This window comes from Streptomyces lydicus (genome assembly GCF_000717345.1).
GTDB lineage: Bacteria > Actinomycetota > Actinomycetes > Streptomycetales > Streptomycetaceae > Streptomyces > Streptomyces lydicus.
Map to the genome: position 1 here is coordinate 1 of NZ_JNZA01000011.1, position 14,309 is coordinate 14,309.

At 65.6% G+C, this 14,309-nt stretch carries 5 protein-coding genes and 4 pseudogenes; 5 read left to right on the forward strand and 4 right to left on the reverse strand.

The features are described from left to right. Window positions 1-589: 589 nt before the first annotated feature. Window positions 590-1,198 (forward strand): annotated as a pseudogene (locus tag OO62_RS37790) (solute symporter family protein); the annotation flags it as partial. 94 nt (window positions 1,199-1,292) lie between these two features. On the opposite strand, the pseudogene OO62_RS41520 reads toward OO62_RS37790, so the two are convergent. From OO62_RS41520 to OO62_RS37805, 4 genes and pseudogenes are all read right to left on the reverse strand, one after another. Continuing rightward, window positions 1,293-2,986 (reverse strand): annotated as a pseudogene (locus tag OO62_RS41520) (FtsK/SpoIIIE domain-containing protein); the annotation flags it as partial. Between the two features lie 176 nt (window positions 2,987-3,162). After that, window positions 3,163-3,324, reverse strand: coding sequence for a LuxR C-terminal-related transcriptional regulator (locus tag OO62_RS41690; protein ID WP_206738434.1), 162 nt, complete (start codon window positions 3,322-3,324; stop codon window positions 3,163-3,165). Then, entirely contained in the window at window positions 3,264-3,785 is a 522-nt protein-coding gene (locus OO62_RS40185; protein ID WP_206738433.1) for a hypothetical protein, read from the reverse strand. Before OO62_RS40185 ends, OO62_RS41690 begins: the two co-directional genes overlap by 61 nt. A 1,798-nt stretch (window positions 3,786-5,583) precedes the next feature. After that, window positions 5,584-6,445 (reverse strand): annotated as a pseudogene (locus OO62_RS37805) (IS5 family transposase); the annotation flags it as partial. On the opposite strand from OO62_RS37805, the pseudogene OO62_RS37810 reads away from it, so the two are divergent. From OO62_RS37810 to OO62_RS11885, 4 genes and pseudogenes are all read left to right on the forward strand, one after another. Next, window positions 6,434-7,106 (forward strand): annotated as a pseudogene (locus OO62_RS37810) (transposase); the annotation flags it as partial. The pseudogenes OO62_RS37805 and OO62_RS37810 overlap by 12 nt on opposite strands. 619 nt (window positions 7,107-7,725) lie before the next feature. Then, complete coding sequence (locus tag OO62_RS11875; protein ID WP_129322877.1) at window positions 7,726-12,027, forward strand: hypothetical protein; 4,302 nt, start codon at window positions 7,726-7,728, stop codon at window positions 12,025-12,027. A gap of 823 nt (window positions 12,028-12,850) precedes the next feature. Next, a complete protein-coding gene (locus OO62_RS39565; RefSeq protein ID WP_129322876.1) occupies window positions 12,851-13,390 on the forward strand; it encodes a hypothetical protein in 540 nt (179 codons plus the stop codon). Window positions 13,391-13,416: 26 nt separating this feature from the next. Continuing rightward, window positions 13,417-14,307, forward strand: coding sequence for a hypothetical protein (locus OO62_RS11885; RefSeq protein WP_129322875.1), 891 nt, complete (start codon window positions 13,417-13,419; stop codon window positions 14,305-14,307). Window positions 14,308-14,309: the final 2 nt, after the last annotated feature.

The window sequence follows — 14,309 nt, forward strand, 5'->3', positions numbered from 1 at the left end:
AGGGGGTTTGTTCGCGCCTTTCGGCGTGATCACTACGTTAGCGGAATTCCTCGTCGGCACATAATCGCGCCGCGGTCCGAATTTCGGCATGCCGAAATTTTTCCCGGTGAGGGGCCGTGCAGTAGTGGTGTGCCGCGAAGCGGCGGGATGGCTGCTCAGGACCTGTCGGCCCCGTGGCAACTCGAAGAACCTACACGATCCTATGGGTGCTCCACGACTTGGGGGCACCTTCGCGGTGGTTCGAGCTCTCCCGGACCGCTGCGTCGCCAGACCACCTGGTCGCTGGGGCACCCAGGTTTCGCCGTTGTCCAGGAGGAGGCTTCCTGCCCAGCCCGGCCTGCCCGAGCACCCGGCCTACCCGCATCGTCCCCGTCTTCGACGAGGCACCGGGTCCCTCCGGGCCCAGGAAGTCTTCGTAGCTCACGGCCACGCACGGCCCCCGAAGACGATGGCGGAATCAGTCAAAGAGGCATGAAAAGCCTCTCGGTGCCCCCGTACCAAGCGGATGTTCTGGGTCCAGGCGTTCGTCCCGCCGCTCGGCGTGGTCTTGCAGGCGGGGCATAGCAGCGCCAGACCCAGGTGCCATTCTGCGGAAGCGCTCGGCGGCGGCCCCGGATCCACCCTGGGGGCCACACTGCTGGCGGTGACCTCCGCCATCGCCTTCGCCACGATCCTGGCGGTGGTGGCCGGACTCACCCTCACCTCGTCCGCCTCCTTCGCCCACGACCTGTACGCCCACGCCGTGCGCAAGGGGAAGGCGAGTGAGCGCGAGGAGATCAGAGCGGCGCGGTTCGCCGCGGTCGGGATCGGCATGGTGGCCGTCGTACTGAGCATGTCGCCGACAAGCTCAACACCGCGGCGCTGGTGGCACTGGCCTTCGCCATCGCGGCCTCGGCCAATCTGCCGACGATCCTGTACAGCCTGTTCTGGCGGTTCAACACCACCGGTGCGTTGTGCACTATCTACGGCGGCCTGGCGACTTCGGTGGTGCTGGTGATCTTCTCCCCGGTCGTCTCCAGCACCCCGGCCTCGCTGGTGTGCGGACTTCCACTGGTTCCCACTGGAGAACCCCGGCCTGGTCTCCATCCCGATCGGCTTCCTGTCCGGCTGGCTGGGCACCCTCGCCTCCCGCGAGACCGACCCGGACAAGTACGCGGAGCTGGAAGTCCGTTCCCTCACCGGTGCCGGCGCGCACTGACCCCCGGCTCCGCGTCGCGCAACTGCTCGTACGGCCGGTCCACCACGCCGAGGGGAACGCGAAGGGCGCCATGGCGCGCGGACTCCCCTGCGGCCATGCCACGGCCCGGGTCGGGCGCGATCCCGGGCAGCAGGTGGTCCAGGCTCGGCGACTCGTCGAGCGGGGGCAGCCAGACCTGCCGGGCCGGCGGGCCGGCGTCGACGAGTCGGTCGACCATCACTTCCAGCAGGCTGTCGCCGCCCTCGCCGCGCCCGGTGGGCCCGGTCTCCTGCTCTGCGTCGGCTCCGAGCGCGGTGGCCGACGGAGGGGCGTGGTGCGTCGGTTCGGGTTCCGGGGCGGAGGCCGGCGCCAGCTCCAGCCGGAACGGCACGACCTCGCAGGCGACCCTGGCCGCCCGCACGCTCGGCGTCGATGCCACCGGCGGCAGATAGCCGTGTCCGGGCTCCGAGGGCAGTTCGTAGGCGCTGGGCGACCCGATCACGCTCCGGGACTCCATCGAGGAGAAGGTGCGCAGCGCGATCCGGTACGACAGATGTCCTTCCACCCGGTTGATCCGGCCCTCGTCCAGTCTCTGGGAGGCCAGCAGCAGGTGGATGCCGAGGCTGCGCCCCACTCGCTCGATCATCACGAACAGCTCGACGAAGTCCGGCTTGGACGCCAGCAGTTCGAAGAACTCGTCGACCACGATCACCAGCGACGAAGCGGCGCGAGCCGGGCACCGGCGAGGCGTGCCTTCTCGTAGTCGAACAGTGAGCTCCGCTGCCGCCTCGGTGAGCAGGTCCGCCTCCGCGTCGGCGGTAGTCTCGCCGGTGGGGAAGTGACCGTGGCGTTCTCCACGGTGAGCCGCAGCACCTTGGGCCGCCGCGCAGGGAGCCGGTGACGTCGAGCACCACCGCACAGCGCACCCCGCCGTCGAGCAGCCGGCATCGTTCAGGAGGTCCACTCCGTCGGCGACGATCACCATGAACGGTTCCGTCGTCCCGGGAACGGCCGACTGGTCATGATCGGGCCGGTCGGCGAACTCGGCGCCCAGCAGCTCCATCAGCCCGTCATGGTCCTGGGCCGCCAGCCGCAGCGGGCCCGTGGCGTCCTCCCGCTCCGGGTGAGCGTTGTGGGGCAACCACTTCACCCAGTCCCACTCCGCCCGCCCAGCGTCGTCGGTGCGCAGCGCGATCCGCAGTTCGTCAGGCGAGTGGAAGGTGGCGAGCTGCCCGACGAGCGCCCGCGCCAGGCCGAGGACGCCCTCCCGGTCCCCCACCAGCTCCACGCTGGTGAACCGGCGCAGCACCACTGTCACCGGGACACCGGGTACGGCCCTGCTGGCGCGGGCGAACCGCCGCAGCGACACGGCCGAGAGCGGCTCCAGATCCTCCACCGGCTTGGTGTGCGGCGGGACGTACTCCAGCGCGGCCCGCCGCGTGCCCACCCCGGTCCGTACATGGGCGAAGTCCTGGTGGCCCGGCCGCCGTTCCCACAGGCGGGGGCCGGTGGCGAGCGCGGGGAGGTGCTGCGGTCGCGGGTTGTCCCAGCACACCGCCGCCCGCTGTTCCTCAGCCGCCGCTCTGGCCTGCGGCCGCAGCTGCGCGAGGTACCGCAGGTAGTCCCGCCGCTCGGCCCGGATCCGACGCTTGCGCTCCGCGCCTCCCCTGCCGAGCTGACTGAAGGTCATGCTGAGCATGGCGATGCCCATCACCCCCGACATCAAATAGCTCGTGGGGGAACTGCCGCCCGTGGAGAACATCAGCACCATCGCCGTGCCCTCAGGCCCATCGGCAGGTAGAGCAGCATCGGCGTGCGGCGAGCGCTTGACGATCACGGTACTCAGCGGGTCGGCTCTCCTGCTCGTGACGCCCTCTCCCTATGGGGGCCGGGGAGCCGCCGCGCCGTGAGCGCGCGGTGGCGAGGGACGGTGCCCGGACGACCGCCGAGACGTGCCCACCCTTACAGGTTCTGCGGTGACCTGCTCATATCGGAAGGCGTACGCGACGGCGTGGGCCCGGTTTGCGCAGCTGCAACCTGCTCATGGCCCCATAGATGATGTTCTTGATGGTCCGCTCCGAGTAGTTCAGCCGCTGCGCGATAGCGGCGGTCTCCAGGCCGTCGGCGAGGAGCTTGATGACCTCCACGCCCGGGTCACCAGGCCGTTGGTCGTCAGGCCGATCGGCGTCAGTACATCCGACTGGACCGCCCTGGCCCAGTCGAGCAGCCAGGCCGCCCCCTGTGTGGGCAGCTCGGCGCGCCCGTCCCTGGCCCCTATGACCGCCCGTAGCAGCCGCTCGGTGCTGGCCTCACCGCGCGGGATCAGGCTGATCAGACCGCAGTTGACGGCGCGTAGGAGATGCTGCGTGCGCACCATGTCCCCGCCCAGCACCACGCGCATCCGTGGGTTGGCCGCGTCACGGACCGCCCGCTCGATGGAGTCCAGGGTCTCCGCGGTGATCTCACCCGCGAGCACCAGCAGGACGTCGGCCTCGGCACTGCACTCCGCGGCAAGCAGGCTGACGGTGGGGTACGGCCGCAAGAGGGCGGCGGCCCCGGCGCCGCTGATGGGGTCGGCAGCCAGGATGGTGAAAGAAACGCTCTCCAACACTTCTCCTGTTGGCGCCTTGGTCTACGACGGGCCGGACCCGCGCCACTGGACGGGCATAGGGCGGTTCCCACGCTCCACCACAGGGAGCGGCGTCCGACCGCAAGTAGCACGCTAAGGACCGCGCCCCTCGGCACACATGACGGCACTCGCCGAAAGGTTTGCGCCGCAAGGACCGAAGAGGTTGTTGCGGCGCCTGCCGCCCGAACCCGGATCCCCCGCCGACCAGGGCTGGCCGAAAGGCAGTCGCCCACGGGAGGTCCACCTCAACGGTCAGGGCGCAGCGGCCGTACGGCCGGGCCGGCACTGCTCCGGCGTCGCCGCCTGTCGACGTCGCCGACGGTGGCCGTCGGGGGATCTTTGGGCCGCGGCGGTTTCTCAGTCGGGAGGAAGAGGGAACTCAACAGGTGGGGCCGGACACCACGCAGCGGGCCGGCCCCGAACAAAGGCCCCCGCCGGCACCCGCCCGCGGAGGGCCTCACTTCTCACTTGCTCTCACACGCGTCTCACCAGCACCGTCGACGCACCGGGACCACGAGGCCCCCACCTGAGCAAACGGCCCCGTCCTGGACCACGCGGAGGCCAGAAGACGGCTCCGGCAACTTGTGCCGTGCCGTGCCGCACCGCTCCGCCGATGCCACCACACGCCAAGATCCGGGCCGGGTGCGGACCAACTCGACTTCACAGCCAGCAGCGGCCGCAGCGGTGTGACACCAGCAGACGAAGAACCCTTACTTCGCCCGCTCCAGGGTGACCACGCACTCCACATGATGCGTCATCGGAAAGATGTCGCAAAACGAGAGATGTGACATAGCAACAGCTCAACATCCCTTTCCCGGCTTGCCGTAGGGGCCTTCGAGCACTCGGAGCGTCAAACGAGCGTCACGGCCGGCCGGGCCCCCGCTCCGTCGACCGGAACGGCTCCGGCAACAGAGCTGCCTCACCGTCGGCGCCGGTAGCCCGCGCCGTGCCCGAGGCCACGAAGAGCTGTCTCCCAGCGAAAGCGAGAGCGCTTCGCCGACACTGATGACCGAGGAGCAGAAGAAACGCAAGGAACTGATCCGCCACCAAGGTCACCTACGACAAGGTCGCCATCACGGCTGGGGGCGGTCTCGGACAGCAAGCTCATCGAGCTCGGACTTCAAGGGTCAGGGGGACGGGACGACGACGAGAGCGCGAGCCCGAGCCCTTCGCCGACGGGCAGTGCCACACCCGGTGCCGGAGCGCAGTGGGTCGCGACCGTCGCCACCAAGAGCGGGACGAAACACAAGGTCCGCATCGACGTTGTCTCCGGCAAGGTCGCCAGCTCGTCCGAGGGCTCCGACCAGGACACCTCGGACAAGGCCCGGACGGTCAAGCGGATGGCCGAGGCCAAGCAGACGCCGCAGCAGGCGGCGAAGGCCGGCTCGGCGGGAAAGAAGGGCACGGTGTCGTTCATCGACCTGGACGACAACGACAAGGACGTCCTTGGCTGAAAGACCGATGTCGTCACGGGACTGGAACCTTCGACATCAACGCGTCCAACGGCTCCGTGACGCACGAGGAGACTGACAGCAACTCAAGCGGATACCCCCTGTGGGCTCCCGCTCCGTACGGGCCGGGGCATTCCCTATAGACCGCGCGTGACGTCCGGGTCCCTCAGCCCCTTCATCAGCTCGGTGATGACCTCGCGGTCCCGCACCTCGTTGTTGTACGGGCCCGGAGCGGCGGTCTCCTGGCGGGACACGAACTGCGGCATGTCACGCAACCCGGCGAACGGGCTGGCCAGTTCCTGGACGGCGGCGAAGCCCTCAACCAGCACTGTCGCTTCGTAGCGGACGGCGAGTTTGTCGTACCGAGTGGCAACGGCCCGGTGGCGCTTGAGCCGCTTGATCCCGCACTCGACCGCGTGCCGCTGCTTGTAGTCATCCTTGTCGAACTTCGGCGGCCGCCCGCCACGCGATCCACGCTTGAGGCGATTACGGACCCGGTCCGCCGGAACCGGGATGGTGGCCTTGATCCCGCGTCTGCGCAGGTAGGAACGATTGCCACGGGAGTCGTATGCCTTGTCGGCCCACACCCGGTCCGGACACTTGCGCGGCCTGCCGAGCCCCAGCCTCGGGGCCCGGATGGCCTCCAGGACCGCTTCGAACTGCGGGGAGTCGCCCCGATGCCCAGCCGTGATCACGACGGACAAGGGCTTCTTCCCCTGCTCGACTGTGAGGTGGATTTTGCTGGCCAGTCCGCCCCGGGAGCGTCCGAGGCCGTGGTCAGCCGGCTCGACGAAGATCCCGCCGGGCGGTTCCTTCTGGAGCTCCCCCCTTTCACCGCTCTTGCGGCGTGCTGGTGCGCCCAGCAGACGGTGGCGTCGACATTGAGGTCCCGGGTGATCAGGCCCTTCGTGTCCGCCTCGGCCTGGAGTTGGGTGAGGATCCTTGCCCAGGTGCCGTCCCGCTGCCAGCGCCGGAACAGGTCATAGACCCGGCGCCACGGCCCACAACGTTCGGGCACGTCCCGCCAGGGAGCACCGCTCCGGGTCCGCCACCATATGCCGTCTATCAACTGCCGTCGCGTCCACACCTGCGGACGACCCGGCGTGATGCCCGTCGGCAGCAGAGGCTCCGCCGGGCCCACTGGCCGTTCGTCAGATCCCCAACGTCCCATAGGACGTGATCAACCACGAACAAGATCCACTTTCGCAACGGACCCTAAGCGGGTTGAGCCCGCGCCGGTTCGGCAGGCTGATCACCGCGTTGAGCCGCGAGGGTGCGGACCCGGTGCGCAAGGGCCGACCCTGGAGCTGTCGCTGGAGGAGCGCGTGCTCCAGGTCGCCGCCTACTGGCGGACGAACCTGGCCCTGCGCCAACTAACCCTGCTGTTCGGAGCGTCCAAGACTGTGGCGGGCCGCACCGTCGACCGCCTCGGAACGTCGCTCGCGCTCCAGCAACGCCAGGGGATTCGTGAGAACACCGTGCTGCTCGCGGACGGCGCCCTGTCCCCCACCCGCGATCACCAGTGGGCGAGCAGTCGAAGAACTGCCGCTGCTCCACCAACCATCAGGTCCTCATCGACGCAGGCACCCGCCTCGTCGTCACCGTCGGCCCGCCCCTGCCCGGCAACCGCAACGGCTGCAATGCATGGGAGCCGTCCGGAGCGAGAGCCGCCGTCGGCAACACCATGGTCATCGCGGACGGCGGCTACCGGGGCACAAGCCTGGTCATCCCGCACCGGCGCGAGAAGGGCCAGACCAACTCACGGCCTGAAAAGAGGAACGCAACGCCTCCCACACGCAAGGTCCGCGCCCGCCTCGAGCACGCCTTCGCCCGCATGAAGACCTGGAGATCCTCCGCGACTCCACAACCTCACCCTCGCCGGATGGCCGTGAAACTACGCTGGCCAACAAGCATGCCGTAGATCATTTACGGGACAGCGCTTGGAGATTTCCGCCCGGAATTAGCCAGTCCGCGGCACCTAACTGGCCATCTGAGGAAAAGCCAGTTGATACAGGGTTATTACCGCTTAGTCTCTACCCTCTGCCGCCATGCCCTGAACAGACGACGCATGATCACCACACTGCATGGGGTTGCCACCACAACTGCGGCAACGAAACGACGGGAAAATGTCATGACGTAGAGCACAGGGTCAAAATCCGCATGACGGGCAGATCTCCCTGCCGGAGCAGAGATGCGATTGACGCCTCTACAGGTCGCGACGACGAAGCTGATAGACGAAAAGGCCGACACCTTCAGAATTTCGTCGCAGGCCCCCCAGCGGGGCAGCCATTATTGCAGGACCTGAATAGATACACACGCCCATTGCGCAATAGAGAGCACCACAACCATCCCTGAAAAGGCAGTGGTTGACACACTCCTGCGCTCACATCGACTCTTCAGGAATTAACTTGATACGTCGTCACCGCGTAACGAAGCGTCTGCCCACACCATTGCTCCTCGCCACAGCCATGCTGGTCGCGAGCGGACCTTCGGTGTCGCAGGCGCTCGCCGTCGAACCCTCGCCACCGTCCGCGAGACTGAAGGGGTGGGACGCGGTCGCAGCCGCCGAACACAAGTTATCCGACAAGCCCCGCTCGAGCCGCGTAGCTAGCCCGGACATCAACCTCGGAAAGAGCTGGAAGCAGAGCAAGGACCGCGCCGTGATCGGCGTGGCCGACGTGAAGGCTTTCAAAATCCTCGCCGCCGATGAAGCGAAGGCGTACGACTGGAAGACAGTCGCGGCCCTTGCGGAACCGACCATGCCCGCCGACTCATGGATCGGTAACCAGTGCGTCATGGATCGCGACCATGTCGCCGCCGTGTACGCGCCCCGCACGTTCACCAACAAACCCGACCTGATGCAGGGAGGCGCGTTCGCGGCGATCGTCAGTACCACGACCGGTGCCGTGACGAAGTTGCCCTTCACTGCCTCTCTCGCCTACTTCGACCCCACGTGCAACCCGCAGACGCATACCGCAGCATTCACCGCCTACAGGGACATGAACGACCCGGCGAAGACGACGACGCGGGTGCTCACGGTCGACACAGCAGGGAAAACGACCGCCGCCCCCGCCGTCGACGGTCAGGTGACCAGTGCGGTGCCGGTGGGGAACGGTGTGGTCGCCGCGCGCGGACGCCAACTCGTCCGCATTGACACGTCCGGCTCGATCACGAAGTTGACGACCGCCGGCAGCACGCCGTTCGACATTCACCTGGCGGCGGGGAAAATCGTGTTCGCAGATCGCAAGAACGACACCACGGCGCAGGTCAAGGTGCTCACGGGCCACGGCAGACCCGCCCTCGTCGCCTCCGGCCCTCTCTCCGACATGGACCTACACCAGGGCGAGGGTGGACGCGTGTTCCTCACGGGTCACCCCACGGACAGCCCCCGCCTGAAGGGCACCGGGATCAGCCGTCTCGCCGCGCCCGCTGGCGTCGCCATCTCCACCCACGGACGTCTCGCCGTGAACCCCGTCCTCACCCCCGGTATCCGCGCCGGACTCAACCGTATTTCTCACGCGGGCAAGGTGTTCAAGAAGGCGGAGGGTAAACAAGCGGCACCGCCCGCGCGTTCCCCGGAGCAGGTGGCACAGGACCCGGTCAAGATCACCTCGACCGCCACCACCACCGGCAAGGCGGTAGCCCAGTCGGTGGTTGAAGTCACGGCGGAGGACGGCAACAGCACCCTCAGTCCCGCCCTCGGCGGCACCGGTAAGCCGAGCGCCGCGCTCGCACCTCGTGCCGCGGGCGCCGGAGTCTCCCACGACCCCACCGACCCCGACCGCTGGTGCTCCATCTCCCGCAACGACGTGACGATGCAGGCACTGCAGCCCACACCGAACCAGGTGGAGTGGGCGGTCGACATGGCCGTCCGGGGCAAGCTGCGGGGCAGCCTGATCCGTCAGGGCGAGTACCGCAGTCAGACGGGCATGAGCACTATCGACCCGCAGGGCCTGTTCCCGCCTCCGACGCTGAAGGGCGGCCAACGCATCCCCGCCAACGTCATGCTCGGCATCCTCGCCCAGGAATCCAACCTCTGGCAGGCCGAATCCGGTGTCATCCCCGGACAGACAGGCTCCCCGCTCGCTGCCGTCGACGGCTACTACGGCCACAAGGCGGACAAGGACGACCCATCCGCCTACTGGAAGATTCACTGGGACAAGTCCGACTGCGGCTACGGCGTCGGCCAGGTCACCGACGGCATGCGGAAGGCCGGCATGGAGAAGCCGACCGAGAAGGGCATGGAGCCCAAGCTGCAGAAGGCGGTCGCGGTCGACTACGCAACCAACATCGCCGCCTCCATGTACATCCTCGCCGACAAGTGGAACGAGGTACACACCGACGGGCAGAAGGTCACGGTCAACAACGATGATCCGAAGCGCGTGGAGAACTGGTTCACCGCCGCGTGGAACTACAACCTCGGCTTCAACGGCAAGGGTGCTCCGGGCAAGCCGTGGGGCCTCGGCTGGTACAACAACCCCGCCAACCCCTTTTACCCGCCCGGACGCGGCCCGTTCATGAACACGGACATGGACACGGAAGCCAATCACGACGCGGCGCACCCACAGGACTGGCCGTACGAGGAGAAGGTGATGGGCTGGTCCGCTTGGTCCATCGACACCGGATACTCCTACGGGACGGACGGACGGCAGGACTGGAAGGGCGAGTCGGGCTTCAACTCGGCAGGCTTCCAGCCCGCTTGGTGGACCACCATTGCAAACCGTGCCACCGTCGCCCCACCCATGTTCACCTTCTGCAACATCCACAACGGATGTGACCCGGCCAACCCGGCGGACTGCCCGGACGCCAAGTGCTACGAAAAGTTCTGGTGGAATCAGGAGAACGCAACGTGGAAGAAGGATTGCGACAAGACTTGCGGTAACGAACTGATCAAGTATGCGACGGAGCGGCCCGAGCCAGGACGCGGCAACCGCCTCAAGTACGGCGAGCCGGTCTGTTCCGGTACCCCGAAGGACGCAGATATCGTCGCCTCCGTCCCCGACGGGACGCAATCATGGAGCAGTTGTGGGCAGGTGAAGTCATCGGGCAGTTTCCAGTTCACTTTCTATCCCGACTCTGACAACCACTATGAGGCCAAGGCGGATCTGTACCAGGTCGGCGGCGGCTACGGCGGCCACTTCTGGTACGCCCACACCCGTGACGGGGCTCACTACGGCGGCCCTTCAGGTCGCATGACGATCGACGGCACCTGGACTTTCGGTCAGAAAATGGACCTGGGCAAGGTATGGGTGCACCTGCCAGACACTGGAGCTCAGGCGAAGCACGCCAACTATGTGATCAAGGGCGTCGATGGCGGGGATCGCACGGTCACCATCAACGCCGACAGCGACAACACCAACAAGTGGATCTCGCTCGGCGGCTACAAGTTCACCCGCCCACCGAGCGTGACCTTGTCGAACTACGCCCATGACGGCACCGCCGATGCAGACATCGCCTGGGGTGCCGCAGCCTTCCAGCCGCTCAAGGGCACGTATGTGAAGGACACGATCGAGGCCGACGCATTCTTCGACGAGGACCAGGACATCGACGTCCGGCCGGAATCCAGCTTGTTCAATACACCGTTGAAGTCCCGCAAGGACTTGCACGACTGGGCCCTGAAGACGTCTCAGAGCGTCGCGGCATTGGGGAACTGCACCGGAGGCATCCCCGACTCCCGGTGCGCCATGCCGAAAACGCGGGAGGCGGTGCAGAAGTGGCGTGATGAGGTGCAGCAATCCGGTACCTCCACCACCGACCACCCCGACGGTCATTCCATCCCCGCCTGGATGCACTACTCCAACCCGTACACGAAGCGGCCGTCAAGCGACCAGCACCCATCATGGTTCGGTCAGGACGGCGGGGCCTACAAGATGTACAACACGGCGACCGTGTCGTACATCAAGACCTCCGACGGGAAAATTGTGGACGGCAGCCAGTCCGTCACCTACGACGACCGGACCGCCGACACCCACATGCCCACCTTCGTCCACGAATTCTTCAAGAACGTCAGTGCGGAATACGGCATCCCGGAACCAAAGCTGAACTACGCACGGAAGAACCTCAACGTCCACGACGGGGCCACCACGCACACGACCACTAACGGCGACGGGATCCTCCCCGGCCTCGCCTACCAGTCGATCGGCGTGAAGCCGGTCCTCACCGACTACGACGACAACCCCGTGTCCGGCGACAAGGGCCAGTGCGTCGCGGTAATGACCACCGCCGGCGGGGCCATCGGTTACCGTCCTGCGCTTGGCAACGACGGGCTCACCAGCAGCGTTTCCGACTGGGTGGACAAGGTGTCGCATGCGACAGGGGCGAACCATCCGGTGACGACGATGGCCGACGAGATCCGCAACATGTTCTTCAAGCCCGGCCTCACCGGCTCCATCTTCGGCAGCGCACCTCCCATTTGGCAGGAACTCGACTTCAAGTCGTGCGCCGACGGTTCGATCCGCAAGGTATCCGCTTCTCCCGTCCTGCGCTCCAGCTACATGCCGAATCAGTACCTGTACCGCAACGGCAGGGCGATCAACCTCGACGGCACCTACACCCAGTCCAGCAGCCCGGTTACCACGGGCGACTTCTACCACTTCAGCGGTCCAGCCTCGCCGCTCAACGAAGGTGATCCGTACATGGGATGTTCCCGAGACAGCGGGCATGGAGGAAACCCGTGGAGTATCAGCGTTCTGTCGGGTGTCGACACCGACCCCGACGCTCAGTTCTGTGGCGCTCCCGCAAAGAAGCCCGATGTTGAGTACACCCGATAGGTGACAGAATGAACTGGGTGCCTCACACTCGCGGGGCACCCGTTCCTCTGTCGACAACTGAAACCAGGTAGGTCATGCAGGTCGGCGCACTTGCCATTGGTATAGGCATTTTCTTGTTATTCCCTGCAATACCCTGGATTTTGTGCCCCGGCCACAGGAAGGCTGGAGCATTTGCGGCACTGATGTGGGCGGGGGCGTGCAGCGCTTGGGCGCTGAAAATCTACGGGACAGGAGCTGCGCGGTTCGTTGTCATAATCGCCCTCAGCTCTGGCATCCGTGTGATTGCCGAGACATTCGGGGTATTCAACAAATGGCGTGAGGTCCGCACCCACTGCAAAATCTGTACCGACGCCAGCTCGTGCGGGGTGGATCACAAAACGGACAGGATCCCCTACGTCTTGGTGGCCCTAGCTTCCGTCACGTTCCTTCTGGTGTTGCACGCCACATGGCCTTAATGGTTTTTGACGCGGTGAGTTGAGCGCGGCGACCATGAATCTTTCACCTCCTGGCTCACCGGACCCCGATTGAAGTCGCCGGCACTTCTACGTCACCTCCGACTTGCTGACCTGAGGCACTAGCGAGTCGACCTCGCGTCACCCTGGAGATTTAGGGCGGAGATTCGGCCAGGGTCAACTGCGGCCATACAAAGCTTCTCATAAACACCGAGAGTGGTGTTTGAGCTGCAAGAACACATGTCGCTACCCAGCCCTTCCCGGAAACTGCGGGGGTCCAATCCAGACAGCTTCACAACAAGGCGAAATTTACCCCTCAAGAGTGAATGAAGTAGCGTATGGTTACCTACCTTCGGAGTGATCGAGTTCCGATGAGCACGAAGGCCCGTTGTCTCTTTGGCGTGGCTCTGCGCATCAATCCTGGAGTCATTCCTATTCCTTTCACTGGGGGGAAAGTGCGAAAAATCGCAGTACTGACTGGACTGGCCACTGCGTTACTGGTTTCCAGTCCTGCTACCGCCGCCACCACGGTGCACGATGATACCGACAACCTCTACAGCGCGGAGGCATGCAAGATCCCCGGCAAGTCGAAGTTCGACTTCCATATCTATTACAACTCGGCTCAGTCGGGTGCCTGGCGAAACATCGGCTATTCCGTGTACAACTTTGCGGACGTGCCAGACGGAGTCGTCGGAGCTACCTCGCCGCTCCCTTTCTGTAACTCAGGGGCAGGCGCAGGGCAGGGAATCAAGAACAACGCTGCCTCGGGCGAAAACTCGCACTACAAGTACATGGCGCGCGTCTACTTCAACAGTGGTTTCAAGGGTGCGCAGGACGCCATGGCGCCGTACCAACACATCGACCAGTTCGTGCATGTCTTCAATCAGAATGCCTCGTTCCAGTGGACCTGATGAAGGCGCGAAAGAGAGGGGGAAGCATGGGTAGCAGAAACATGAAGCGGCGTGTGGGATTACCGCTCGTCTCCGCTGCAGCAGTCGGCGCCGTGGTTCTCGGGATGACCGTCATACACTCGGAATCTTCCAGCGACAAGGAGCCGGTGAGTGCTGCCGGCCAGCCGAATCCGATCTCCGAGAAGGGGCAAGCAGGGGACGGGCCGGCCACCTGGCATCTGCCCATTGAGGCCTTTATGCCGTCAAAAGCAGAGGTTCGCCTCATCACGAGTACGCGGGACAGCTTGATCGACCAGTGCATGAAGCGCGCGGGATACGACGCATGGACTCCTGCGCCGGATTTGCCCGAGCTGGGCGGCAAGTCGCTCGTGGACTGGCGTTACGGAATCCACGACCCGGCCCTGGCGGCCGCACGAGGCTACAAGCCGGACGCCGACGAGCAGGCAGCCTACGACCAAGCAATCGAAAAGGGCGCTGTCGACGAAACCGGGGCCGACCCGAGTGTTCTCAAAGGGTGCGTCCAGCAGACTGACGGGACAGTCCCGGCTAGCCAGCAGGCGCCCCTTGCTCAGCAGATCAGCAGTGAGTCCTACAAGGAATCCATGAAGGACCCGACGGTAGTGGGCGTCTTTGCTAAGTGGTCCGCGTGCATGGCTGGCAAGGGGTACACATACTCGAAGCCCATGGACGCCAACGACGACGTCCGATTCTCAGACCCGCACCGCGTGTCCGCAGAGGAGAAAGACACCGCAAAGGCAGACGTTGCCTGCCGCGAAAAGAATCACGTCGAAAAGACCTGGTTCGACGCTGAAGTCTCGCTGCAAAAAACTGCCATCAAGGCCAACCAGAAGGCCTTGAACGAGGTGAAGGCGGCCAACAAGTCCGCCGCGGCCAAAGCATCGTCAGCCGTCAAGTAGCG